The organism is Pseudomonas putida S13.1.2 (assembly GCF_000498395.2).
Lineage (GTDB): Bacteria > Pseudomonadota > Gammaproteobacteria > Pseudomonadales > Pseudomonadaceae > Aquipseudomonas > Aquipseudomonas putida_Q.
On the sequence record NZ_CP010979.1, the window covers coordinates 376,449 to 400,335 of the forward strand.

Here is a 23,887-nt window from a genome sequence, read left to right on the forward strand (position 1 = left end):
TAAGGAAACACAGATAATGGCTATCGAGATCAAAGCCCCAACCTTCCCGGAATCGGTTGCCGATGGCACCGTTGCCACCTGGCACAAGAAGCCGGGCGAAGCCGTCAAGCGTGACGAGCTGATCGTCGACATCGAGACCGACAAGGTGGTCCTGGAAGTACTGGCTACTGCCGATGGCGTGCTGGGCGACATCGTCAAGGGCGAGGGCGACACCGTCCTGTCCGACGAGTTGCTGGGTTCGATCGTTGAAGGCGGTGCTGCCGCTGCTCCTGCTGCGGCAGCCGCGCCTGCTGCAGCTCCGGCTGCCGCCGCGGCCGACGCTGGCGAAGATGACCCGGTTGCTGCTCCGGCCGCGCGCAAGCTGGCTGAAGAAAACGCCATCGACCTGGCTACCGTTGCGGGTACTGGTAAAGGTGGCCGCATCACCAAGGAAGACGTGGTTGCTGCTGTAGCCAACAAGAAGTCGGCACCTGCCGCTGCACCGGCTGCCAAGCCTGCAGCTGCCGCTGCTGCGCCGGTTGTCGTCGCTGCTGGCGACCGCACCGAGAAACGCGTGCCGATGACCCGCCTGCGTGCCAAGATCGCCGAGCGTCTGGTCGAAGCCCAGTCCAACATGGCGATGCTGACCACCTTCAACGAAGTGGACATGACCGAAGTCATGGCCCTGCGTTCGAAGTACAAGGACCTGTTCGAGAAGACCCACAATGGCGTGCGCCTGGGCTTCATGTCGTTCTTCGTCAAGGCGGCTACCGAAGCGCTGAAGCGCTTCCCGGCTGTCAATGCCTCGATCGATGGCAACGACATCGTCTACCACGGTTTCGCCGACGTCGGTGTTGCCGTGTCCAGCGACCGTGGCCTGGTGGTACCGGTGCTGCGTAACGCCGAGTCGATGAGCCTGGCTGAAATCGAGAACGGCATCGCTACCTTCGGCAAGAAGGCCCGTGACGGCAAACTGTCCATCGAAGAGATGACCGGTGGCACCTTCACCATCACCAACGGTGGTACCTTCGGTTCGATGATGTCGACCCCGATCGTCAACCCGCCGCAGGCCGCCATTCTCGGCATGCACAACATCATCCAGCGCCCGATGGCCATCAATGGCCAAGTCGTGATTCGCCCGATGATGTACCTGGCGCTGTCGTACGATCACCGCCTGATCGACGGCAAGGAAGCGGTAACCTTCCTGGTCACTATCAAGAACCTGCTGGAAGATCCGTCCCGCCTGCTGCTGGACATCTAATCAAACAGCCACAAGTTGCAAGCTGCAAGCTTCAAGTAGAAGCGTGTAGGCTTGCAGCTTTTGGCTTGTAGCTAGTTGCTGATAAGGAATCTTTTATGACCCAGAAATTCGACGTAGTGGTGATTGGTGCAGGTCCTGGCGGCTATGTTGCTGCCATCAAGGCTGCCCAACTTGGTCTGAAGACTGCCTGTATCGAGAAGTACACTGACGCCGAGGGCAAACTGGCCCTGGGCGGCACCTGCCTGAACGTAGGTTGCATTCCTTCCAAGGCGCTGCTGGACAGCTCCTGGAAATACAAGGAAGCCAAAGAGAGCTTCAACGTCCACGGTATCTCCACTGGCGAAGTGAAGATGGACGTCGCCGCGATGGTTGGCCGCAAGGCTGGCATCGTCAAGAACCTGACCGGTGGCGTTGCCACCCTGTTCAAGGCCAACGGCGTCACTTCGATCCAGGGCCACGGCAAGCTGCTGGCTGGCAAGAAAGTCGAAGTCACCAAGGCTGACGGCACCACCGAAGTCATCGAAGCCGACAACGTGATCCTGGCTTCCGGCTCGCGCCCGATCGACATTCCACCGGCTCCGGTCGACCAGAACGTCATCGTCGACTCCACCGGCGCCCTGGAATTCCAGACCGTACCGAAGCGCCTGGGCGTTATCGGTGCCGGCGTGATCGGCCTGGAACTGGGCTCGGTATGGGCTCGCCTGGGTGCTGAAGTCACCGTTCTGGAAGCGCTGGACACCTTCCTGATGGCTGCCGACACTGCCGTGTCGAAAGAAGCCCAGAAGACCCTGACCAAGCAAGGCCTGGACATCAAGCTGGGCGCTCGCGTCACCGGCTCGAAAGTCAACGGCAACGAAGTCGAAGTGACCTACACCAACGCCGAAGGCGAGCAGAAGATCACCTTCGACAAGCTGATCGTTGCGGTCGGCCGTCGCCCTGTAACCACCGACCTGCTGGCTTCCGACAGCGGCGTGACCATCGACGAGCGTGGCTACATCTTCGTTGACGATCACTGCGCGACCAGCGTTCCAGGCGTGTTCGCCATCGGTGACGTGGTACGCGGCATGATGCTGGCCCACAAGGCCTCGGAAGAGGGCATCATGGTCGTCGAGCGCATCAAGGGCCACAAGGCCCAGATGAACTATGACCTGATCCCGTCGGTTATCTACACCCACCCGGAAATTGCATGGGTCGGCAAGACCGAACAGTCCTTGAAGGCCGAGGGTGTTGAGGTTAACGTAGGCACCTTCCCGTTCGCGGCCAGCGGCCGTGCGATGGCAGCCAACGACACCGGTGGTTTCGTCAAGGTCATCGCCGATGCCAAGACCGACCGCGTTCTGGGCGTACACGTGATTGGCCCATCGGCTGCCGAACTGGTGCAGCAGGGTGCAATCGCAATGGAATTCGGCACCAGTGCCGAGGATCTGGGCATGATGGTCTTCAGCCATCCAACCCTGTCCGAAGCGTTGCATGAAGCAGCGCTGGCGGTGAATGGCGGCGCCATTCACGTGGCCAACCGTAAGAAGCGTTAATTATAAGAAACCACGGCGGGCAGCCCGTCGTGAGTCTTGCGTGCATGACTCACCGCGGAACGTCCGCCGGACCGGATCACACGGGAAAACCCGGGGTCAACGGTCACAGGTGGTGCGGCGCCAGTAATGGCGCAGCGCCGAAGCGCAGTACCTAACGAAGACGGTAAAAAGCATGAATCTTCACGAGTATCAGGGTAAGCAGCTGTTCGCTGAATACGGCTTGCCAGTTTCCAAGGGTTTCGCAGTCGACACCCCTGAAGCTGCAGCAGAAGCTTGCGACAAGATCGGCGGTTCCGAGTGGGTTGTAAAAGCCCAGGTTCACGCAGGTGGTCGCGGTAAAGCGGGCGGCGTCAAGCTGGTTCGCAGCAAGGAAGACGCCAAGGCGTTCGCTGCGCAATGGTTGGGCAAGCGCCTGGTAACCTACCAGACCGACGCCAACGGTCAGCCAGTGACCAAGATCCTGGTCGAATCCTGCACTGACATCGCCAAAGAGCTGTACCTGGGCGCTGTAGTCGATCGCTCGAGCCGCCGTATCGTGTTCATGGCCTCCACCGAAGGTGGCGTGGACATCGAGAAAGTTGCTCACGAAACTCCTGAGAAGATCATCAAGGCTACTATCGATCCACTGGTCGGTGCTCAGCCGTTCCAAGGTCGTGAACTGGCATTCCAGCTGGGTCTGGAAGGCAAGCAAGTTGCACAGTTCGCCAAGATTTTCGTAGGCCTGGCCAAGCTGTTCAAAGAACACGACCTGGCCCTGCTGGAAGTCAACCCGCTGGTCATCAAGGCCGACGGCGACCTGCACTGCCTGGATGCGAAGATCAACATCGACGCAAACGCCATGTACCGTCAGCCTAAGCTGAAAACCTTCCACGACCCGTCGCAGGACGATCCTCGTGAAGCCCACGCTGCCAGCTTCGAGCTGAACTACGTGGCCCTGGAAGGCAACATCGGCTGCATGGTCAACGGTGCCGGCCTGGCCATGGGTACCATGGACATCGTCAACCTGCATGGCGGCAAGCCAGCCAACTTCCTCGACGTTGGCGGCGGTGCTACCAAAGAGCGCGTTACCGAAGCGTTCAAGATCATTCTGTCCGACAGCAATGTCGCGGCCGTTCTGGTCAACATCTTCGGCGGCATCGTTCGTTGCGACATGATTGCCGAAGGCATCATCGGTGCAGTGAAAGAAGTCGGCGTCAAAGTTCCGGTTGTGGTTCGCCTCGAAGGCAACAACGCCGAACTGGGCGCTAAAGTACTGGCAGAAAGCGGTTTGAACATCATTGCGGCAACCAGCCTGACCGACGCTGCTCAACAAGTTGTCAAAGCTGCGGAGGGCAAGTAATGAGCGTCCTGATCAATAAAGACACCAAAGTCATCTGCCAGGGCTTCACCGGCTCGCAGGGTACTTTCCACTCCGAACAAGCCATCGCCTACGGCACCAAGATGGTCGGCGGCGTAACCCCAGGCAAGGGTGGCACCACCCACCTGGGCCTGCCGGTGTTCAACACCGTCAAGGAAGCCGTGGAAGCTACCGGCGCTGACGCTTCGGTCATCTACGTACCGGCTCCGTTCTGCAAAGACTCGATCCTGGAAGCTGCCTTCGGCGGCATCAAGCTGATCGTCTGCATCACCGAAGGCATTCCTACCCTGGACATGCTGGATGCCAAGGTCAAGTGCGACGAGCTGGGCGTGACCCTGATCGGCCCTAACTGCCCAGGTGTGATCACCCCAGGCGAGTGCAAGATCGGCATCATGCCAGGTCACATCCACCTGCCAGGCAAGGTCGGCATCGTTTCGCGTTCCGGCACCCTGACCTACGAAGCTGTGAAGCAGACCACCGACGCCGGCTTCGGCCAGTCGACCTGCGTCGGCATCGGCGGTGACCCAATCCCGGGCTCCAACTTCATCGACATCCTGAAGCTGTTCCAGGAAGACCCGAAGACCGAAGCGATCGTGATGATCGGTGAGATCGGCGGTTCGGCAGAAGAAGAAGCCGCGGCCTACATCAAGGCCCACGTGACCAAGCCTGTCGTTTCCTACATCGCGGGTGTTACCGCACCTGCGGGCAAGCGCATGGGCCACGCTGGCGCCATCATTTCCGGCGGCAAGGGTACTGCGGACGAGAAGTTCGCCGCCCTGCAGGACGCTGGTGTGAAGACCGTGCGTTCCCTGGCTGATATCGGCAAGGCCCTGGCCGAGCTGACTGGCTGGGAAGCCAAGAAGTAATACTGCTACACCCCCCACGCGCACAGAGGCCACCTTCGGGTGGCCTTTGTCGTTTCGGGGGTTGTGTATTTCTATGCCGACCTCTTCGCGGCGGGAAGGGTGACATGGATTTTTCGATGGGTTTGATAGGAATTTTCACACAGACTAATGTTTCAATCCGAGGATAATTCCCACTGTCCTCGGTCGCACAGACGACAAACATGTACGCACATCGGACAAGCAGCACTGTGCCAGTGCGTTTGACTGACAAAACAGTTACATTACGCGTTCACTCTGTGCCCGTACCCCAAAAGGGAACGACACGCTAAACGGGTCTGGCCTATCAAGCCGGGCAGCATTTCCCCTCATCCAAAGGGAAATCCCCTCTCGAATCCCGATTTCAGCAGTGTGGTACTACCTTAAATGAAAGTTCTCAAAGGCCAGGATATCCTGGCGCTTGGCTTTATGACGTTTGCGCTTTTCGTTGGCGCGGGCAATATCATCTTCCCGCCTATCGTCGGTCTGCAGTCTGGCCCGCACGTATGGATGGCAGCACTGGGCTTCCTGGTGACCGCCGTGGGCCTGCCGGTCATTACCGTGGTCGCCTTGGCCAAGGTCGGTGGCGGCATGGATGCACTGAGCAGCCCGATCGGCAAGTTCTTCGGCGGCCTGCTGGCGGCTGTATGTTACCTGTCGGTCGGCCCGCTGTTCGCCACCCCGCGTACGGCAACCGTGTCGTTCGAAGTGGGCGTTGCACCGCTGACCGGTGAAAGCCCACTGGCACTGTTCATCTACAGCCTGGTGTACTTCGCCGTGGTGCTGGCCGTGTCCATGTACCCGGGCAAGCTGCTCGACACCGTCGGCCGCTTCCTGGCACCGTTGAAGATCATTGCCTTGGCCGTGCTGGGCATCGCTGCCTTCGCGCTGCCCGCCGGCACCATTGGTGAGGCACAGCCGGCCTATGCCGCCGCTGCCTTCTCCAAGGGCTTCTCCGATGGCTACCTGACCATGGATACCCTGGGCGCCCTGGTGTTCGGTATTGTCATCGTCAACGCCATCCGCTCGCGCGGTGTCGAGTCGCCTAAGCTGATCACCCGCTATGCCATCATCGCCGGCCTGATCGCGGGTGTTGGCCTGGCGCTGGTGTACATCAGCCTGTTCCGTCTGGGTGCCGGCAGCCACGACATCGCGGCTGACGCCACCAACGGTGCGGCGGTACTGCATGCCTACGTGCAGCACACCTTCGGCTCGCTGGGTAGCGGCTTCCTCGCCGTCCTCATCGCGCTGGCTTGCCTGGTGACCGCGGTTGGCCTGACCTGCGCCTGCGCCGAGTACTTCAGTCAGGTGCTGCCGCTGTCGTACCGTGCGCTGGTGGTGATCCTTGCAGGCTTCTCGCTGCTGATCTCCAACCTGGGCCTGACCAAGCTGATCATGTTCTCCATTCCGGTGCTCACCGCCATCTACCCACCCTGCATCGTGGTAGTCGGCCTGAGCTTCGTGAAAGACCTGTGGAACTCGCCAGCCCGCATCCTGGCGCCAGTGATGCTGGTGTCGCTGCTGTTCGGCATGGTCGACGCAATCAAGGGCAGCAGCATCGCCCACGTGCTGCCAGACTTCATGGCGCACTTGCCGCTGAGCGACCAGGGCCTTGCCTGGCTGGTGCCTTCGGTGGTGACCCTGGTTGGTGCCGTGGCCTGCGACCGCATGCTTGGCAAGCCGCGCGAGGCGCTGGCCTGACCTGGCAAGTTGAAGCCTGAGGGCGGCACCGGCCACAAGCCGAAGGGTGCTCGCCAAAGGTCTAGACTGGAAAGCCCCGTATCCGCAAGGATGCGGGGCTTTTTTGTGCCACCCTCTTTGCCTTGCGCACCCTGTGTAGGAGCGGCCTTGCGTCGCGAAAGGGCCGCAAAGCGGCCCCGGCAATCTATCCTGCGAAGCTGAATTCCTGGGGCGCTGTGCACCCCTATCGCGACGCAAGGCCGCTCCTACACAGACCGCGTCAGCCCAAAAGCTGTGTAAGCATATTTCACAGTGCAGCTGTGTCTTTTGCCGCTTGCCAGCGTCGAAACCTGGTCCCTATCCTCTAGGCACCTGGCCCTTTCGGGAACCCTGCATGAACTTCATCCAAAGCAACCTCAACAACCTGCTGGCCATCGTCTGGTTCGCCCTGTGCTGGGGTGGCTATACCCGCTATGCCATCTGGAAGGGCCGCGACACTGCGTGCCTTGCCAGTGTGTTGCACCTGTACCGCGAGGACTGGATGCGACGCATGCTGCTGCGCGACAACCGCATTGCCGATGCCAGCGTGATCGGCAACCTTGAGCGCAACGCGTCGTTCTTTGCTTCCAGCACGCTGATCATCCTCGCCGGCATCCTTACCGTGCTCGGTGCCTCCGACCGGGCGCTGTCGCTGCTGGCCGACCTGCCGCTGGTGCAGCAGACCTCCCAGGGCATGTCTGAGATCAAGCTGCTGTGCCTGGCCACGGTCTTCGTCTACGCCTTTTTCACGTTCAGCTGGTGCATGCGCCAATACAACTTTGCCGCAGTGCTGGTGGGGTCGGCGCCCATGATCGGGGAGCGGCTGGTCAACGAGCTGGAGCGCAAGGCATTCGCCTCGCGGGCGGCACGGGTACTGTCACTTGCCGCCAACCAGTTCAACCTGGGCCTGCGTTCGTATTACTTTGGCATGGCCATGTTGAGCTGGTTCATCAGCCCGTGGTTGTTCATGGCGATGAGTGTGGGAGTAGTGCTGATTCTGTACCGTCGAGAGTTCCATTCGGATGTACTGGATGTGATGGTGTTCACGCCGACCGAAAGTGTATCGGCGGAGCCTGCCAAGGACAGTGTCGCCGTCGGAAACTGAAACGTTTAATCGAAAAGTTGCAGGCACAAAAAAACCCGACATCGTCGGGTTTTTTTGTTTTAGCCAATTACTGCTTGGCTGGTTCGGCCGGAGTAGCGGGCGCGGCTTCTGGCGCCGGAGTAGCCGGTGCGGCTTCTTCGGCAGCCTTCTGCTCAGCTTCGGCCTGATCTTTGGCGGCTTCGGCGTTTTCCTTGGCAGCATCGTTCATTTTATCCTGAGCTTCGCCCATCTTTTCCTGGGCTTGCTCGGCGTGTTCCTGTGCGTCTTGGGCTTTGTCTTCGCTCGCTTTATCGCAAGCGGCCAGGCCCATCGCAGCAGCCAGCATCAGAGCAAAAGCAAAAGGTTTACGCATGGGTGTGTTTCTCCTTGGTGGAATAAGTGACTTGTTCCTTCGAGTCTAACTACACGGAATAAGTTCCACGAAGATTACAGATATATAACGCTGTGTTCTATATGGATTTTTTAACGAATTTATGCAGCCGCGTGGCGGCCGGTGGAACAGCCCATGAGCGATTCAACCTTGATGGCGAGGGCCGAGCGTTTTCTCTCGGCGTTAAAACATTGTCAGCTTTTGCAGGTGCGTGTGGCGCAGGCCGACGCTGATGGCATGACCTTGGTCCTGCCCTGGTCACCCGCCATTGTCGGCAACCCACAAACCGGCGCGGTGCACGGCGGTGCGCTGACCACGCTGATGGACACCACCTGCGGCATGGCCACGCTGTGCGTGTTGCCGCGCTTCGAAGTGTGCCCCACGCTGGACCTGCGCATCGACTATATGCACCCGGCCGAAGCCGGTAAGGACATCTACGGTCACGCCCAGTGCTACCGCGTTACCCGTGACGTGATCTTCACCCGCGGCACCGCCTATCAGGACGACCCTGACCAGCCTATCTGCCAAGTGGTGGGGACGTTCATGCGTCTGGGCCAGGAAATCAAGGGCGGTATCCGTTTCGGCAACAGCCTGAAGGAGGGCGGCGCATGATTCCGCACGCGGTTCGCCAGCAACTGAACGCCGCCCACGCGGTCGGTGATTACCGGCCATTGCTGGCGCTGATCCCCTACGCAGGGCTGATCGGCATCGAATGCGAGCGCCAGGGCGATGACCTTCTGTTCCGCCTCCCAGCCAACCCCGACAACATCGGCAACCCGTTGCTGCCCGCCATCCATGGTGGTGTGATTGCGGGTTTCATGGAGCTGTCCGCCGCGCTGTACCTGCTGATCTACAGCGAAAGCGCGAGCATTCCAAAGATTATCGACTTTTCCATCGACTACCTGCGTGCTGGGCATTTTCGCGATACCTACGCCCAGTGCCAGCTGTGGCGCCAGGGCCGCCGGGTGACCAACGTGGCCATTACGGCCTGGCAGGGCGACAGGCAGGCGCCAATCGCCACCGCCCGTGCGCATTTCAAGATCGAGCCGGAAAAGCCCTTGAAATCATCCGGGCAGCCCCCATCTGAATGACATCCGCCATTTAACGCAGGCCAAACCGGCCGCCAGGCGCCACTGCAATCAGATCGGAGTTTCGAAGACCATGACTGTGGAAACACAAAAGGAAACGTTGGGCTTCCAGACCGAGGTAAAGCAACTGCTGCACCTCATGATTCATTCGCTGTACTCGAACAAGGAAATCTTCCTGCGGGAACTGATTTCCAACGCCTCCGACGCGGTGGATAAACTGCGGTTCGAAGCCCTGGCCAAACCAGAGTTGCTTGAAGGTGGCGATGAACTGAAAATTCGCCTGAGCTTCGACAAGGACGCCGGTACCGTTACCCTTGAGGACAACGGCATCGGCATGAGCCGCGAAGACGTTATCGCCCACCTGGGCACTATCGCCAAGTCCGGCACCGCTGACTTCATGAAGAACCTCACCGGTGACCAGAAAAAGGACTCGCACCTGATCGGTCAGTTCGGTGTGGGCTTCTACTCCGCGTTCATCGTGGCCGACAAGGTCGACGTGTACAGCCGTCGCGCCGGTCAGCCTGCTGCCGAAGGCGTGCACTGGTCGTCGAAAGGCGAGGGCGAATTTGAAGTCGCCACCATCGACAAGCCACAGCGCGGTACCCGCATCGTCCTGCACCTGAAGCAGGAAGAGAAAGAGTTCGCCGATGGCTGGCGCCTGCGCAACGTGGTCAAGAAGTACTCCGACCACATCGCCCTGCCTATCCAGTTGCCGAAGGAGCAGGCTGCCGAAGGCGAAGAGCAGCCAGCCGAAGAGTGGGAAACCGTCAACCGTGCCAGCGCCCTGTGGACCCGTCCGCGTACCGAGATCAAGGACGAGGAATACCAGGAGTTCTACAAGCACATCGGCCATGACTTCGAAAACCCGCTGGCCTGGAGCCACAACAAGGTCGAAGGCAAGCTCGAATACAACTCGCTGCTGTACGTGCCGGCCCGCGCACCGTTCGACCTGTATCAGCGCGAAGCGTCGCGCGGCCTGAAACTGTACGTGCAGCGCGTGTTCATCATGGAGCAGGCCGAATCGTTCCTGCCGCTGTACCTGCGCTTTATCAAAGGTGTGGTCGACTCCAACGACCTGTCGCTGAACGTGTCCCGCGAAATCCTGCAGAAAGACCCGATCATCGAGTCGATGAAGACTGCGCTGACCAAGCGCGTGCTGGACATGCTGGAGAAGCTCGCGAAAAACGAACCCGAGCAGTACAAAGGCTTCTGGAAGAACTTCGGCCAGGTGCTGAAGGAAGGCCCGGCCGAAGATTTCGCCAACAAGGAGAAAATCGCCGGCCTGCTGCGCTTCGCCTCCACCCAGGACGACAGCGGCGAGCAGAGCGTGGCCCTGGCCGACTACCTGGCCCGCGCCAAAGAAGGCCAGGACAAGATCTACTACCTCACCGGCGAGTCGTACGCGCAGGTCAAGAACAGCCCACACCTGGAAGTCTTCCGCAAGAAAGGCATCGAAGTGCTGCTGCTCACCGACCGTATCGATGAGTGGCTGATGAGCTACCTCAACGAGTTCGACGGCAAGGCTTTTGTCGACGTCGCCCGTGGCGACCTGGACCTGGGCAACCTGGATTCGGAAGAAGACAAGAAAGCCCAGGAAGAAGTCGCCAAGAACAAGGAAGGCCTGGTAGAGCGCCTGAAAGGCGCGCTGGGTGACAGCGTGGCCGACGTGCGCGTGTCGCACCGCCTGACCGACTCGCCGGCGATCCTGGCCATTGGCGAGCAGGACCTGGGCTTGCAGATGCGCCAGATTCTGGAGGCCAGTGGGCAGAAGGTGCCGGAGTCCAAGCCGATCTTCGAGTTCAACCCGAGCCACCCGCTGATCGAGAAGCTGGATAACGAACAGAGCGAAGACCGTTTCGCCGAGCTCTCGCACATCCTGTTCGATCAGGCGGCCCTGGCGGCCGGTGACAGCTTGAAGGACCCGGCGGCCTACGTTCGTCGCCTGAACAAGCTGCTGGTCGAGCTGTCTGCTTGAGTTGATGTCAAGGAAAGCCCGCTTCGGCGGGCTTTTTTCATGGCGGGCTTTTTATACAAAGTGCCTAAGGAGTGCTTGATGAGCAAGGTAATCGTCGAATCGCTGGTTTATCACCTGTCCGGCAAGGCTTACGAAAGCCGCCTGGTCTATGAGCCAGGGGCGCTGGGCCGCCCAGGCCTGGTGATGGCGCCGAACTGGATGGGGATTGGCGAAGGTGCCGAGCGCATCGCCAAGGAAGTGGCCGAGAAGGGCTATGTGGTGCTGATTGCCGACCTGTATGGCCAATCGGTGCGCCCGTCCAATGCCGACGAGGCCGGTGCGGCGATGATGCCGTTGAAGAACGACCGTGGCGAGCTGCGCAAGCGTATGCAGGAAGCCCTGGCGCAACTGCTGGGCCAGTCCAAGGCGCTGCTGGAACCTGGCAAGGTTGCCACGTTCGGCTTCTGCTTTGGTGGCTGCTGTGCCCTGGAGCTGGCCCGTAGCGGCGCCGACCTGCGTGCGGCGGTGTCGTTCCATGGCACGCTGGACACGCCGAACCCTGAAGACGCCAAGCACATCAAGGGCTCGGTGCTGGTGTTGCATGGTGCCAGCGACCCGTTGGTGCCGAAAGAGCAGTTGCCTGCGTTCGAGGACGAGATGAACGCGGCCAAGGTCGACTGGCAGTTGCTGAGCTATGGCGGGGCGGTGCACTCGTTTACCGACCCGAATGCCAATGTACCGGGCAAGATGCAGTATGACCGTCGCACTTCCGAGCGGGCCTTCCGTTCCATGCACAACCTGTTGGCTGAAGTGTTCCAGCGCTGACAATGCAGGGGGCCGCTTTGCGGCCCTTCGCGACACAAGGCCGCTCCTACAAGGGTTGCGCGTTCCCCTGTAGGAGCGGCCTTGTGTCGCGATGGGCTGCAGAGCAGCCCCAGATTTACCGGGGCAACTCGATCCTTGAGGTTTCCCCCGGTACCACCGGCCAATCCCCCGCAGCCCACCGGGCCCTGGCTTGCTCGATCAGTTCCGGGTCACTGGCCACGAAATTCCAGTTCATCCGCCGCGGCCCATCCAGTGGCTCCCCGCCAATCAGCACCAACTGGCACTCTCCCTCTGCATACAGCATCACGTCCTCACCTTGCGGCAGCACCGCCAGGCTGCAAGGCTCCACGTCCTCATCGCCCAGCAACAACTCGCCATCCAGCAGGTAAACCGCCCGCTGCACGTGGTCACTCGGTATCAGCAGTGTCGTCGCCGGCTGCATCTGTACAAGCGCATAAAGGGTAGGGGAGAGCACCGGCACCGGTGATTTCAGGCAGAACCCGGTGCCGGCAATCATGCAGATACGCACCCCCAGGTTGTCCCTGACCGGCAGGCTCGCCGCCGGGTGATGGCTGTAGCTCGCCGGGCCTTGTTCGTGCGCGCGCGGCGAAGCCAGCCACACTTGCAAGCCATGCAGGCGCGAACCATGGGCCAGGGCATCTGCCGGCGTACGCTCGACATGGGCCACGCCGCTGCCAGCCGTCATCCAGCTGACATCGCCAGGGAGTACCCGCTGCTCTGTGCCGAGGCTGTCCTTGTGCAGGATCGCCCCCTCGAACAGATAGGTCAGCGTCGAAAGACCGATGTGCGGGTGCTGGCGGATGTCCATGCCATGCCCTGGGGCATAGTCGGTTTCGAGCATATGGTCGAAAAACACGAATGGGCCGACGCTACGGCACTGTGCTGCCGGCAGCGGGCGCAGGATCGGCTGGCCCTCGACCGATTCGGCACGTGGGCGGATGATCAGGGGGCGGCTCATGCGGCGGGCTCCAGGCGCGGTGGAAATGCCTCAAGCATAGCGGTTTGCCCGCTGCGGCTGAACCGTCTCGTTTGCCGGCCGGTCTACTGTTTCCATACTCGTAGAAGGAAGCTGCCCATGATTGCCCGAGCGCTGGCCTGCGTGTTGTTGTCTGGCTGGCTGTGCCAGGTGGCACTGGCGCGCGACTACCGCTACAGCGATGCCCACCTGCACTACGTCGACTTCTTCCAGGAAAGCGAAGGCATGCCGGCATTGCTCAAAGCCATGGATGCCGCGGGCATCGAGCAGTCGATGATTTCTGGCATACCGGTGGCCAAGAAATGGCATGAAGATGAGCCAAAGCGCCCGCGCTACTACGCCGGTGACGATGCCGATGCCTACTGGTACAGCGCCACCGACACTTACGTGGCCGCAGCCCTGCAGCAGTTGCCGATCGAGCAGCGCAAACGCTTTCATCCGTTCCTGACCGGTTTCAACCCGGTGGACAAGAATGCCGTCAGTCATATCGAGCGCATGCTCGACATGTATCCAGGGCTATGGCAGGGCATCGGCGAGGTATTTACCCGCCACGATGACCTGACGGCGCTGACCAGTGGTGACACGCCACGCGCCAACAACGAAGCCATGACGCGTATCTACCACCTGGCGGCCGAGCGCGACCTGCCGGTACTCCTGCATTCCAACATCACCTCCAAGCGCGAGCGCAATCCGCTTTACCTGGCGGAGATCGAAGAGCCGCTGCGCAATCACCCGCACACGCGGTTTATCTGGGCGCACGCCGGCAGCAGCATGGAGATCCACCGGCACCAGACGCAAATGGACTTTTTGCTACCCGTGCTGACGCGGTTGCTGGAGGATTACCCGAACCTGTATGTCGACCTGTCGTGGAGCGTGCTGCAGCCTTATCTGCTGGATGACAAGGGTGTGCCGCGCAAGGAATGGCTGGCATTGGTCGAGCGGTACCCGGAGCGGTTCATGCTGGGGTCGGATGTGGTGGGGCGCTTTGGCAGCCTGGGGGAACAGATGCACGGGTTCAGGCCGTTTCTGGATGCTTTGCCTGAGAATGTAGCGAACAAAGTAGCCCGCGATAACTTTCTGGCTGTACTGCCCAGGCAAAAATAAGGGTTGCCTGTACTGGCCCTATCGCCGGCAAGCCAGCTCCCACAGGACCCCGCATCCCCAGAAGCCTGTGTAATACCTGTGGGAGCTGGCTTGCCGGCGACAGGGCCGGCACAGGCTACAAATGAAAACGCCCCGAACCAGTCGGGGCGTTTTCGTTTACCGCATCAGCGTCTTACTTGCCTTCCCAGCGCTTGAGCACCAGGGTGGCGTTGGTGCCGCCGAAGCCGAAGCTGTTGCTCATGACCGTGTCGATCTTGGCGTTTTCTTCGGTTTTGCGCAGGATCGGCAGGTCAGCGACCTCCGGGTCCAGCTCGTCGATGTTGGCAGAACCGGCGATGAAGTTGTTTTCCATCATCAGGAGGCAGTAGATCGCCTCGTGCACGCCAGCGGCGCCCAGCGAGTGGCCCGACAAGCTCTTGGTCGAGCTGATTTTCGGTGCCTTGTCGCCGAATACTGCGCGAACGCCCTTGATCTCGGCAACGTCACCCACCGGGGTCGAGGTGCCGTGGGTGTTCAGGTAGTCGATCGGGGTGTCGACGGTGGACAATGCCTGCTGCATGCAGCGGATGGCACCTTCGCCGCTCGGGGCAACCATGTCGTAGCCGTCGGAAGTAGCGCCGTAACCAACGATTTCGGCGTAGATCTTGGCGCCACGGGCCAGGGCGTGTTCCAGCTCCTCGACCACCACCATGCCGCCACCGCCAGCGATGACGAAGCCATCACGGTCGGCGTCGTAGGCGCGGGAGGCCAGCTCCGGGGTTTCGTTGCGCTTGGTCGACAGGGCGCCCATGGCATCGAACAGGAACGACTGGCTCCAGTGTTCTTCTTCACCGCCACCGGCGAAGACGATGTCCTGCTTGCCCCACTGGATCTGCTCCAGGGCGGTACCGATGCAGTGTGCCGAGGTGGCGCAAGCCGACGAGATCGAGTAGTTGATGCCCTTGATCTTGAACGGAGTCGCCAGGCACGCCGAAACGGTGCTGCCCATGGTGCGGGTAACGCGGTATGGGCCGACGCGCTTGACGCCTTTCTCGCGCAGGGTGTCCAGCGCTTCCATCTGGTTCAGGGTCGAGGCGCCGCCGGAGCCCGCCACCAGGCCGGTACGCGGGCTGGAAACCTGCTCTTCGGTCAGGCCAGCGTCCTTGATCGCGTCCTGCATTGCCAGGTAGGCATAGGCAGCGGCATGGCCGACGAAGCGGTAGACCTTGCGGTCGATCAGTTCTTCGAGGTTGAGGTCGATGGACCCGGAAACCTGGCTACGCAGCCCCATTTCCTTGTAATCCGGGTTGAAACGGATACCCGGACGGCTGTTGCGCAGGTTTTCGGTGACGGTAGCTTTGTCATTGCCCAGGCACGATACGATGCCCAGACCAGTGATAACGACGCGGCGCATGCGAATAACCCTTAGAAATTGTCAGTGGAAGTGAACACGCCGACCCGCAGGCCTTCGGCAGTGTAGATCTCACGGCCGTCGACGCTGACCGAGCCATCGGCGATGGCCATGTTCAGCTTGCCCTTCAGGACACGCTTGATCTGAATGTTGTAGGTGACTTTCTTGGCTTCGGGCAGTACCTGACCGAAGAATTTCACCTCGCCCGAGCCCAGGGCGCGGCCGCGGCCCGGCAGGCCTTGCCAGCCGAGGAAGAAGCCGACCAGCTGCCACATGGCGTCGAGGCCCAGGCAGCCCGGCATGACCGGATCGCCTTCGAAGTGACAGGCGAAGAACCACAGGTCCGGGGTGATATCCAGCTCGGCGACCAATTCACCTTTGCCGTACTTGCCGCCTTCTTCGCTGATATGGGTGATGCGATCGACCATCAGCATGTTCGGCGCGGGCAGTTGCGCATTACCTGGGCCGAACAGCTCACCGCGACTGCAGCGCAGCAGGTCTTCCCGAGTAAAGGCGTGTTGTTTGGTCATGCGAGCTCCTCAATAACCCCCTGTGGCAGGGGATGAATCTTCCCGGCCGGCCCGAAAACCAACGGCTTCGAGACGGCAGCCTACAGGTAGACTATTGCGTTGTGGTGAAAGTCACAGCGCACCTGCCGAAAGAAGTACAGGTGTGCACTGAAACGTCTATTTTCAGGTCCGATGAAGGTCCTGTCCAGTGTTTAAGACTGCCGCACTTTAGCATTTATCGCCAGTCGCGGTTGTCTGACCGGGTAACCAGCGTTGCAGCACCCGCTGCAGTTCGGTGCGGCGCAAGGGTTTGCTCAGGTAGTCGTCCATGCCGGCAGCCATGCAACGCTCGCGATCGCCCTGCAAGGCGTTGGCCGTCAGGGCGATGATCGGTAGCCCGGCGCCATTGGGCAGCTGGCGTATGCGCCGGGTAGCTTCGTAGCCATCCAGGTGCGGCAGGCGGCAGTCCATCAGCACGGCGGCAAAGCGCTGCCGGCCGACCAGATCCACCGCCTCGAGGCCATCCTCGGCCGTGCATACCGCCAGGCCCAGGCTGCGCAGCATGGCTTCGATGACACTCTGGTTGACCGGATTGTCCTCTACCAGCAGTACCTGGTCATTGTCGGATGCCGTGGGCAGCGCAGCCGTTGGCGGCGCCAGCGGCATGGGGGCAGGGCTGGCGAGGGCCAGCGGCATCTCCAGGGTAAAGGTCGAACCCATGCCTTCACGGCTTTCACCGCGCAGCTTGCCGCCCATGCGCTCGGCCAAGGTGCGGGCGATGGACAGCCCCAGCCCGGTACCGCCATAACGGCGGGAGATGGAGCTGTCGGCCTGCTGGAAGGCTACGAACATCATCTCCAGGCGGGCGCTGTCAATGCCGATGCCGGTGTCGCGTACGCTGCAGGTCAACCAGATCAGTTGCCGGTCGAGTACCTGCCATCGCGCTTCGACCTGCACCTGCCCGCGTTCGGTGAACTTCAGGGCGTTGCCTACCAGGTTCAGCAGGATCTGGCGGATGCGCGTGGGGTCGCCGTTCACCTGCAGCTGCGCGATATCAGCCGGCAGTTGCAGGTGCAGCCCAAGGCCGCGCTGCTGGGCGCTGTGCTGGAACGACTGGACACTGCTGGTGATCAGCTCGCCGAGGTTGAAGTCGATGTGTTCAAGTTGCAGTGCGGCGCGCTCGATACGCGAGAAATCGAGGATGTCATTGATGACTTTCAGCAAATGCCCGGTGGACTCGCTGGCCACTGCGGTGTAGTCGGCCTGTTCGTTGCTCAGCGTGGTGGTTTCCAGCAGTTGCAGCATGCCCAGCACGCCATTCATCGGGGTACGTAGCTCATGGCTCATCATCGCCAGGAAGTCCGATTTGGCACGGTTGGCCTGTTCGGCCTCCTCGCGGGCCTGGATCAGTTCGGCAATGGCCTGCTTCTGTTCATCACTGGCTTGTTCCAGGGCGCTGGCCAGGTTGTTGATGTGGCGCGCCAGGTGGCCCAGTTCGCTGTCGTCGACCACCGGCAAGGGGGTGTTGTACTCGCCTTGCTGGATGGCCTTGACCGCATGCCCCATGTCACTGATCGGCTTGGCCAGGCTCAGGGCCAGGCGGCGCGCCAGCAAAAAGGTGAACAGCAAGGCGAACAGCGCCAGGATGCCTGCCTTGATCACGATTTCCTGTTGGCGTTGGCTGAAGGCGTCATCGGACATGCCGACGATCACCCGGCCCAGGTAGTCATCGCCGATGGCGGGTGTGGCGGCCTTGCCCTGCTGCAGGAAGTCGCTGTCCAGGCGGATTTGCTGCAGGCGTATGGGCGCCTGGAACACCTCGACGCGTTGCGCGCGGTTGGCGCTTTCGTCGGACTGCTCGACGTACACGAGGATGTGGTTGCGGCTGTCCTGCACCTCGAGGAAGCGCACGTGCGGGATGCTAAGGGTGGCGCGCATCAGGCCTTCGAGCACTTCGTTGTTGCCCGAGATCACCCCGTACTCCGAAGCCGGGGCCAACTGGTTGGCGATCAGCTGCCCGGTGTGGTTGAGCTCCTGGCGCAGGTCCTGGATGCGCACGAAGGTGAAGAAGCTGATCAGCAGCAAGGTCAGCAGCAGGGCAGGGCCCAGGCTGATGATCTGCGTGCGGGTATGGATGTCCCAACTCAGGCCTTTGCTCATGGCGTGGGCTCTCCTTCTGCCAGGGCCTTGGCGGCGGCGTTCGGATCGATCGGTTCCAGGCCAAGGGCACGTGCCACCTGCTGGTTGCCACTGACCCCGAAACGTGCCGGGTACAGGCTGCGCGGCCAGCGCCCCGGCGGCTGGTCGAGCAACTGGTCCAGTACCGCCAGCCAGTCGTCCTGGTCGCTGTAGGTGCTGGCCAGGGCGCCGGCGCGAACAAAGCCGGCGTTTGGGCCGATCAGCGCCATCTGCCGGCCATAACTGCTCAACAGCAGGTTCTTTACTGTCTTGGAGTTGTACAGGTCCGGGTCATCCAGGCCCAGCAGCACATCGCTGTTACCCAGCAGGTGCTGCAGGGGCCGGCTGTCACGCAGGTCGGGCCAGTCCTGGGCGATGATCTGAAGGCCCAACGGGCGGGCCGCATGGCGCAGCTCTTCAAGCAGGAAGCCACTGTGCTCGCCGTACAGCACACCAATGCGCTGTGCCTGTGGCAGCAGGTAACGCGCCAGGCGCAGTTGTCGGCCCAGCGGTGGGTCGCTCCACAGCAGGGTGAGGAACGCTGGGCGCGACTTTCCCAGGCGCTGTTCAGCCTGCACACGGCTTACCCGCATGGCCAGGGCGGGCGGGCCGGCGGTTTCACCCAGGCGCCATTCCAGGGCGGCATTGTCCAGCAGAATCAGGCGCTGGTCAGACTTGAGCTGGCCAGGGGTTGGCAGGTCGGCCGTGGTCTGGAAACGCACATGATCGTGCGGCCGACGGTTTTCGAGTGCGGCGACGAAGCTGCGGATGCCGGGTTGGTCTTGCGCGCCCACCAGCAGAATTTCACTGGCGGACAACGGCCCCAATGGCCACAGGCACAGCAGCAACAGGCGCAGCACCAGAGCCATCAGAACGCCAGCTCCGCGCTGAAGCTGAGGCGGTGGCGGCTGTCGTAGCGGTTCTGCACGGTCGTGGTCGGCTCGTCGTCCAGGCGCTGCTGCCACAACGCCGCCAGTTCCAGGTTGCTGCCCTGTACCCGAAGGCGCTTGGCCAGGCGCAGGTCCAGGCGTTCGTAGCGGTACTGGTTGAGCGCATCGTCACCGTAGTAGAACAGCGCACTCGACCAGCCATCGCCCCATTCGCGCATCCACCCGACCGAGCCGCTGTTGCGGGCGCTGAGGCGGCGGTCGTCGGGGTTGCTGGCCCAGGCATCGACATAGGCGTAGGTCAGGCGCAGGCGGTCACGCAGTGTGGGGCGCCAGTCCAGTTGCGTCTCGCTGCCGCTGAACCGCGCTTTGTTGGCGTTGCTGGCGACGTACTGGTTGTTCTTCAGGGGCTCGCTGATCATGCCGGTGATCTCGTCGTAGAACAGCTTCACATCCATGCTCAGGTCAATGTCGCTGAAGTAGCCGTTGTAGCCCAGTTCGCGCGAGCGCATGCGCTCTTGATCGAGGTCGCCCGGGCCGCGGGTCTTGACGAAATACTCGCCGTGCTGCTGGCCGAACGCGTTGGGGCTGAGGTTTTTGACCGTGTAGCTCCAGTTGATGTTGTTCTCGAACATGTCGGGCGAGCGCACCGCCTCGGAATACACTGCGCGCAGGCCGTGGCGCGGGGTGATCAGGTAGTTGACCGCGACGCGCGGGGTCAGCGAACTGCCAGACAGCCGCGAATCCTCGAACATGGCGCCACCCTGCAGGATCCAGTGTTCGTCGGCGCGCCATTCCAGTTGGCCGAACAGGCGCCAGGTCTGGTCGTCGAGGCTGCCGTTGAAGTAAGTCTGCGAGTCGGCACGATCATAGCGGTAGTTCACGCCGCTGAGCAGGCGCAGGCTGTCGGTCAGGCTGAGGGTGTCCTGGATTTCCAGGTCATAGCGGGTTTCGCGGGTGCTCTGGTCGACATCGCCGCACACCACACTGCTGCCGCCCTGGTTGTTCCACTGATCCTTGATGGCATCGACCAGCGCTTGTTCTGCCGGGTTGTTGCTGGGCGGTGGATTGTTGGCACCGCGTGCCACCAGCTCGGCGTAATTGGGGTTCATCTGCCACAGCCGGGTCAGTTCGGGGCTGAACGACAGTGCGGCATCACAGGCCCGCCAGACCTGTTGGCGGTCGAAGTGTTGTGCCGAACCCTGCACATACAGGCTGTGATCGGGGTTGAAATCGATGTTCCAGCGAACCGACCCTGCGTAGTCCTTGGCATTGACGTCGGCATTGTCGCCGCGCTGGGTGACGTAGGGGAATACCGGCTGGTAAGTATAGGGCCGCTGGTTGCTGCCTTCTTTTGCCGCCAGTTGCCATTCCAGGGTCTGGTTCAGCGACAGGTTGTGGCTGGCACTGAGGTTGAAACGGGTCAGCCGGCGGCTGTCCCGGTAATCCTGGCCGAACTGGTCGCGGTCGAAACCGTCGTCCTGCTGGCCTGACAGCGACAGGCGCATGTCGCCGCCGTCCCAGCCGAAGCCGTGGCTGGCATAGAAGTCGTTGATGCCGTCCTCGCCGCGGGTCACCTTCAGCCGTGTGCCATGGCTGTCGGCGGGGTTGCGGGTGAGGATGTTGACCACCGCCATCAGCGCGTTGGCGCCGTAGCTGACCGTGTTGGGGCCGCGGAACACCTCGATGCGCTCGATGTCTTCCATGGCCAGGGGGATGTCGCTCCAGTCCACCGTGGCCAGGCCAGCGCGGTACACCGAACGGCCATCGATCAGCACCTGCATGCGCCGCGCTTCGCTGGCGTTGCTGCCGTGGTAGTTGACCGTCGGCTGGTTGCCGGCGCCGTAGCCGATCATCATGCCCGGTACCAGGCGCAGCAGTTCGGGGATGTCGCGCGCGCCGCTGGCGCGGATCAGTTCGCTGTCGAGCACGGTCATGCTGCCCGGGACTGCCGCCGGGGATTGTTTCAGGCGCGTGGCGGTCAGAACCTGCGGCAGGTCGCTGTTGTCGATGAACAGGTCGTCGGCCATGGCTGGGCCTGCGAGCAGGGCAGTCACTATCAGCAGGCGCGGGAACGGGGGCGAGCCAGGGAACACGGGGCGGCCTTGTATCAGGATTGAAACAGGCATGGTAACTGACCTTGGCGTATTTTCCAGTGATCTGCGGCGGTTTTGCAGCGTGTGTGCCTTGACGCTTCATGGGGGCGGAAATCGAGCGCCGCCCGGGCGGCGCATCGCGAGCAAGCTCGCTCCTACAGTTGTTGCAACTGGCCATGACAGTGTCATCTGCGTTGCTGGCCTTGGCGCAAGGCAGGCGAGCCGTATAATGGCGGGGTCGCCACTTAACTTTTGGCTTTAACGGATTGAATATGACTGAACAGCAACCTGTTGCAGTTCTGGGAGGCGGCAGCTTCGGCACCGCCGTGGCGAACCTGCTGGCGCAAAATGGTGTGCCGGTGCGCCAATGGATGCGCGACCCGGCGCAGGCCGAGGCCATGCGCGTCAACCGCGAGAACCCGCGCTACCTCAAGGGCATCCGCCTGCATGATGGCGTGGAACCGGTCAACGACCTGCTGGGCACCTTGCAGGCCAGCCAGCTGGTTTTCGTCGCCCTGCCATCAAGCGCCTTGCGCAGTGTGCTGGCGCCCCACGCCGAGCTGTTGCGGGGTAAGGGCCTGGTCAGCCTGACCAAAGGTATCGAGGCGCAAAGCTTCAAGCTGATGAGCCAGATCCTTGAAGAAATCGCCCCCGATGCCCGCATCGGCGTGCTGTCGGGCCCCAACCTGGCCCGCGAGATCGCCGAACATGCGCTGACCGCCACGGTGGTCGCCAGCGAGGACGAACAACTCTGCCAGCAAGTGCAGGCTGTACTGCACGGGCGCACCTTCCGTGTCTACGCCAGCGCCGACCGCTTCGGCGTCGAGTTGGGCGGGGCGCTGAAAAACGTCTACGCCATCATCGCAGGCATGGCTGTGGCCTTGGGGATGGGCGAGAACACCAAGAGCATGCTGATTACCCGGGCCTTGGCCGAGATGACCCGCTTTGCCGTCAGCCAGGGCGCCAACCCCATGACCTTCCTTGGCTTGGCCGGTGTCGGTGACCTGATCGTCACCTGCTCCTCGCCCAAGAGCCGCAACTACCAGGTGGGCCATGCGCTGGGCCAGGGCCTGAGCCTGGACGAGGCGGTCAACCGCCTGGGCGAAGTGGCCGAAGGTGTCAACACCCTCAAGGTGCTCAAGGCCAAGGCGCAGGAAGTGCAGGTGTACATGCCGCTGGTAGCGGGCCTGCATGCCATTCTGTTCGAAGGTCGCACGTTGAACCAGGTGATCGAGCACTTGATGCGCGCCGAGCCCAAGACCGATGTCGATTTCATTTCCATCAGCGGTTTCAACTGAGCCCTTGGCGGCTCTGACACGAGCAAGGAGCAACACATGAACGATACGCCCGAACGCGCCCAGCGTGAGTCGATCATCCTGCGGGTCCTGTGGATGCTGGTGTTCCTGGTGGTCTGGCAACTGGCCGAGTTGCTGCTCGGCGGCCTGGTGCTGGTGCAACTGATCTACCGCCTGGTGTATGGCGCGCCCAGCGCCAGCCTGATGAACTTCGGCGACAGCCTGAGCCAGTACCTGGCGCAGATCGGCCGCTACGGCAGCTTTCACACTGAGCAGAAGCCCTGGCCGTTTGCCGACTGGCCAGCACCGCGTGCCCCGGAAGGCGAGGCGCCGCATGCCGTGGCCCCGGCCCCGCACTCGGTGCGGGACGAGGAACCCAAGCTGTGAAGCTGTGGGTGCTGCGCCACGGTGAGGCAGAGCCGCGGGCCAATACCGATGCCGAGCGCCGCCTTACCGGGCATGGCCGCGAGCAGGTGCTGCGCAGCGCTGCTCGCCTGCTGGGCCAGCCACTGCAGGCGATTATCGCCAGCCCGTACGTGCGCGCCCAGCAAACGGCGGCGTTGGTGCACGACACCCTGGGTTTCAGGGAACCCGTGCGCACCGTACCGTGGTTGACGCCAGAGAGTGATGTGCAGCAGGTGATCGGCGAAATCGAACGGCTGGGCCTGGAGCATGTACTGCTGGTCAGCCATCAGCCGCTGGTGGGGACCTTGGTCGGCGCGCTGGAGCAGGGGCATCAGCAGCAGCCAGCGGCCATGAGTACTGCCAGCCTGGCGGAGCTGGAAGGGGAGTGGCCACTGGCTGGGCTGATGACCCTTCGGGCGATCCACCCACCGGTGTGATCTCCCGGTAAATCGATAAGGCAACTGGCATTTTTGTCAGTTGTCGCACTTGATGGCCTCTTGCTAGCGTTGCTCAAAGCAATCAGTCAGGGAGCAGCGGATGAGCGGTGAAATGCGGGAACTGTTGAGTTCCCTGGACTTGCAACCCACCGTAGACAAGGTGGGGCAAGGGATTGCCCTGGACTTTGCTCAGTACAGCCTGCTGCGCGACTCGGCCGACGCCAAGCTCTACCAACTGCTGCACAAGGTCAACAGCAACAGCAGCCTGGAGTCTGTTACCCGGCAGCAAAGCGAGCAAGACCTGCGCACGCTACACGACGCCTGCCTGCGGGTCTCCCACCTGCTGCAAACCAGTTGCCTGGCCTTGCGCCGCCTGCAGCTCGACTTTCAGGACCAGCGCCTGGCCCGTGAGGCGCTGGAAAGCCAGTTGGCCTACATGCAAGCCTGCTTGCGCCGGTCTCTGGCCAGCTTCGACCGCTCGGCATGACCTGATAGCCCTCGCCGATGACCTTTCCGGA

General features: G+C 61.8%; 22 protein-coding genes. 15 read left to right on the top strand and 7 right to left on the bottom strand.

Annotated elements, in window-relative coordinates; all coding sequences use genetic code 11:
• Positions 1-16 precede the first annotated feature (16 nt).
• The 6 genes from odhB (at position 17) to N805_RS01520 (ending at position 7,834) form a co-directional block, all read left to right on the top strand.
• Positions 17-1,240, top strand: coding sequence for a 2-oxoglutarate dehydrogenase complex dihydrolipoyllysine-residue succinyltransferase (gene odhB / locus N805_RS01495; RefSeq protein ID WP_019472038.1), 1,224 nt, complete (start codon positions 17-19; stop codon positions 1,238-1,240).
• Positions 1,241-1,335: 95 nt separating this feature from the next.
• Positions 1,336-2,772, top strand: a complete 1,437-nt coding sequence (lpdA, locus tag N805_RS01500) for a dihydrolipoyl dehydrogenase (protein WP_019472037.1) — start codon at positions 1,336-1,338, stop codon at positions 2,770-2,772.
• 172 nt (positions 2,773-2,944) lie between these two features.
• Entirely contained in the window at positions 2,945-4,111 is a 1,167-nt protein-coding gene (sucC, locus tag N805_RS01505) for an ADP-forming succinate--CoA ligase subunit beta (RefSeq protein ID WP_008091914.1), read from the top strand.
• On the top strand, positions 4,111-4,995 hold the full coding sequence (gene sucD, locus N805_RS01510) for a succinate--CoA ligase subunit alpha (protein WP_003254203.1): 885 nt from the start codon (positions 4,111-4,113) through the stop codon (positions 4,993-4,995). The genes sucC and sucD overlap by 1 nt, the downstream gene beginning before the upstream one ends.
• Before the next feature lie 402 nt (positions 4,996-5,397).
• On the top strand, positions 5,398-6,711 hold the full coding sequence (gene brnQ / locus N805_RS01515; protein ID WP_019472036.1) for a branched-chain amino acid transport system II carrier protein: 1,314 nt from the start codon (positions 5,398-5,400) through the stop codon (positions 6,709-6,711).
• A gap of 373 nt (positions 6,712-7,084) precedes the next feature.
• Entirely contained in the window at positions 7,085-7,834 is a 750-nt protein-coding gene (locus tag N805_RS01520) for a DUF599 domain-containing protein (RefSeq protein ID WP_019472035.1), read from the top strand.
• Between the two features lie 67 nt (positions 7,835-7,901).
• On the opposite strand, the gene N805_RS01525 is transcribed toward N805_RS01520, so the two are convergent.
• Complete coding sequence (locus N805_RS01525) at positions 7,902-8,186, bottom strand: hypothetical protein (RefSeq protein WP_019472034.1); 285 nt, start codon at positions 8,184-8,186, stop codon at positions 7,902-7,904.
• Between the two features lie 153 nt (positions 8,187-8,339).
• Between N805_RS01525 and N805_RS01530 the strand changes: the two genes are divergently transcribed.
• The 4 genes from N805_RS01530 to N805_RS01545 all read left to right on the top strand — a co-directional run bounded on the left by N805_RS01530 (position 8,340) and on the right by N805_RS01545 (position 12,071).
• Positions 8,340-8,816 carry a PaaI family thioesterase gene (locus N805_RS01530; protein WP_019472033.1) on the top strand — a complete coding sequence of 159 codons (477 nt, stop codon included), beginning with the start codon at positions 8,340-8,342 and terminating at the stop codon, positions 8,814-8,816.
• Positions 8,813-9,295 carry a PaaI family thioesterase gene (locus N805_RS01535; RefSeq protein WP_019472032.1) on the top strand — a complete coding sequence of 161 codons (483 nt, stop codon included), beginning with the start codon at positions 8,813-8,815 and terminating at the stop codon, positions 9,293-9,295. The genes N805_RS01530 and N805_RS01535 overlap by 4 nt, the downstream gene beginning before the upstream one ends.
• Positions 9,296-9,365: 70 nt before the next feature.
• Positions 9,366-11,267: a molecular chaperone HtpG gene (gene htpG / locus N805_RS01540; protein ID WP_019472031.1), complete on the top strand. Its 1,902-nt coding sequence runs from the start codon at positions 9,366-9,368 to the stop codon at positions 11,265-11,267.
• 78 nt (positions 11,268-11,345) lie between these two features.
• Positions 11,346-12,071 (top strand): dienelactone hydrolase family protein, encoded by a 726-nt coding sequence (locus N805_RS01545; protein WP_019472030.1) that lies wholly within the window; start codon positions 11,346-11,348, stop codon positions 12,069-12,071.
• 115 nt (positions 12,072-12,186) lie between these two features.
• Here N805_RS01545 and N805_RS01550 read toward each other — a convergent pair whose 3' ends face one another.
• The gene (locus tag N805_RS01550; RefSeq protein WP_019470559.1) at positions 12,187-13,050 is read right to left on the bottom strand and encodes a pirin family protein; all 864 of its coding nucleotides are present in this window, start codon (positions 13,048-13,050) and stop codon (positions 12,187-12,189) included.
• A 117-nt stretch (positions 13,051-13,167) separates the two neighbouring features.
• Here N805_RS01550 and N805_RS01555 point away from each other — a divergent pair, with 117 nt between their 5' ends.
• A complete protein-coding gene (locus N805_RS01555; protein ID WP_019470558.1) occupies positions 13,168-14,172 on the top strand; it encodes an amidohydrolase family protein in 1,005 nt (334 codons plus the stop codon).
• 172 nt (positions 14,173-14,344) lie between these two features.
• Here the strand turns inward: N805_RS01555 and fabB are convergent, their stop codons facing one another.
• The 5 genes from fabB to N805_RS01580 form a co-directional block, all read right to left on the bottom strand.
• Positions 14,345-15,565: a beta-ketoacyl-ACP synthase I gene (gene fabB / locus N805_RS01560; protein ID WP_016488268.1), complete on the bottom strand. Its 1,221-nt coding sequence runs from the start codon at positions 15,563-15,565 to the stop codon at positions 14,345-14,347.
• Between the two features lie 11 nt (positions 15,566-15,576).
• On the bottom strand, positions 15,577-16,092 hold the full coding sequence (gene fabA, locus N805_RS01565; protein WP_016488267.1) for a 3-hydroxyacyl-[acyl-carrier-protein] dehydratase FabA: 516 nt from the start codon (positions 16,090-16,092) through the stop codon (positions 15,577-15,579).
• 207 nt (positions 16,093-16,299) lie between these two features.
• Positions 16,300-18,231: an ATP-binding protein gene (locus N805_RS01570; RefSeq protein WP_019470557.1), complete on the bottom strand. Its 1,932-nt coding sequence runs from the start codon at positions 18,229-18,231 to the stop codon at positions 16,300-16,302.
• A complete protein-coding gene (locus N805_RS01575; RefSeq protein WP_019470556.1) occupies positions 18,228-19,118 on the bottom strand; it encodes an ABC transporter substrate-binding protein in 891 nt (296 codons plus the stop codon). Before N805_RS01575 ends, N805_RS01570 begins: the two co-directional genes overlap by 4 nt.
• Positions 19,118-21,265 carry a TonB-dependent receptor plug domain-containing protein gene (locus tag N805_RS01580; RefSeq protein ID WP_196305294.1) on the bottom strand — a complete coding sequence of 716 codons (2,148 nt, stop codon included), beginning with the start codon at positions 21,263-21,265 and terminating at the stop codon, positions 19,118-19,120. The genes N805_RS01575 and N805_RS01580 overlap by 1 nt, the downstream gene beginning before the upstream one ends.
• 239 nt (positions 21,266-21,504) lie before the next feature.
• Between N805_RS01580 and N805_RS01585 the strand changes: the two genes are divergently transcribed.
• The 4 genes from N805_RS01585 (at position 21,505) to N805_RS01600 (ending at position 23,856) form a co-directional block, all read left to right on the top strand.
• Entirely contained in the window at positions 21,505-22,530 is a 1,026-nt protein-coding gene (locus N805_RS01585; RefSeq protein WP_019470145.1) for an NAD(P)H-dependent glycerol-3-phosphate dehydrogenase, read from the top strand.
• 36 nt (positions 22,531-22,566) lie between these two features.
• Positions 22,567-22,914 carry a DUF4389 domain-containing protein gene (locus tag N805_RS01590; protein WP_019470146.1) on the top strand — a complete coding sequence of 116 codons (348 nt, stop codon included), beginning with the start codon at positions 22,567-22,569 and terminating at the stop codon, positions 22,912-22,914.
• Complete coding sequence (sixA, locus tag N805_RS01595; RefSeq protein ID WP_019470147.1) at positions 22,911-23,369, top strand: phosphohistidine phosphatase SixA; 459 nt, start codon at positions 22,911-22,913, stop codon at positions 23,367-23,369. Before N805_RS01590 ends, sixA begins: the two co-directional genes overlap by 4 nt.
• Positions 23,370-23,469: 100 nt before the next feature.
• Entirely contained in the window at positions 23,470-23,856 is a 387-nt protein-coding gene (locus tag N805_RS01600) for a hypothetical protein (protein WP_019470148.1), read from the top strand.
• The last annotated feature ends 31 nt before the right edge of the window (positions 23,857-23,887 follow it).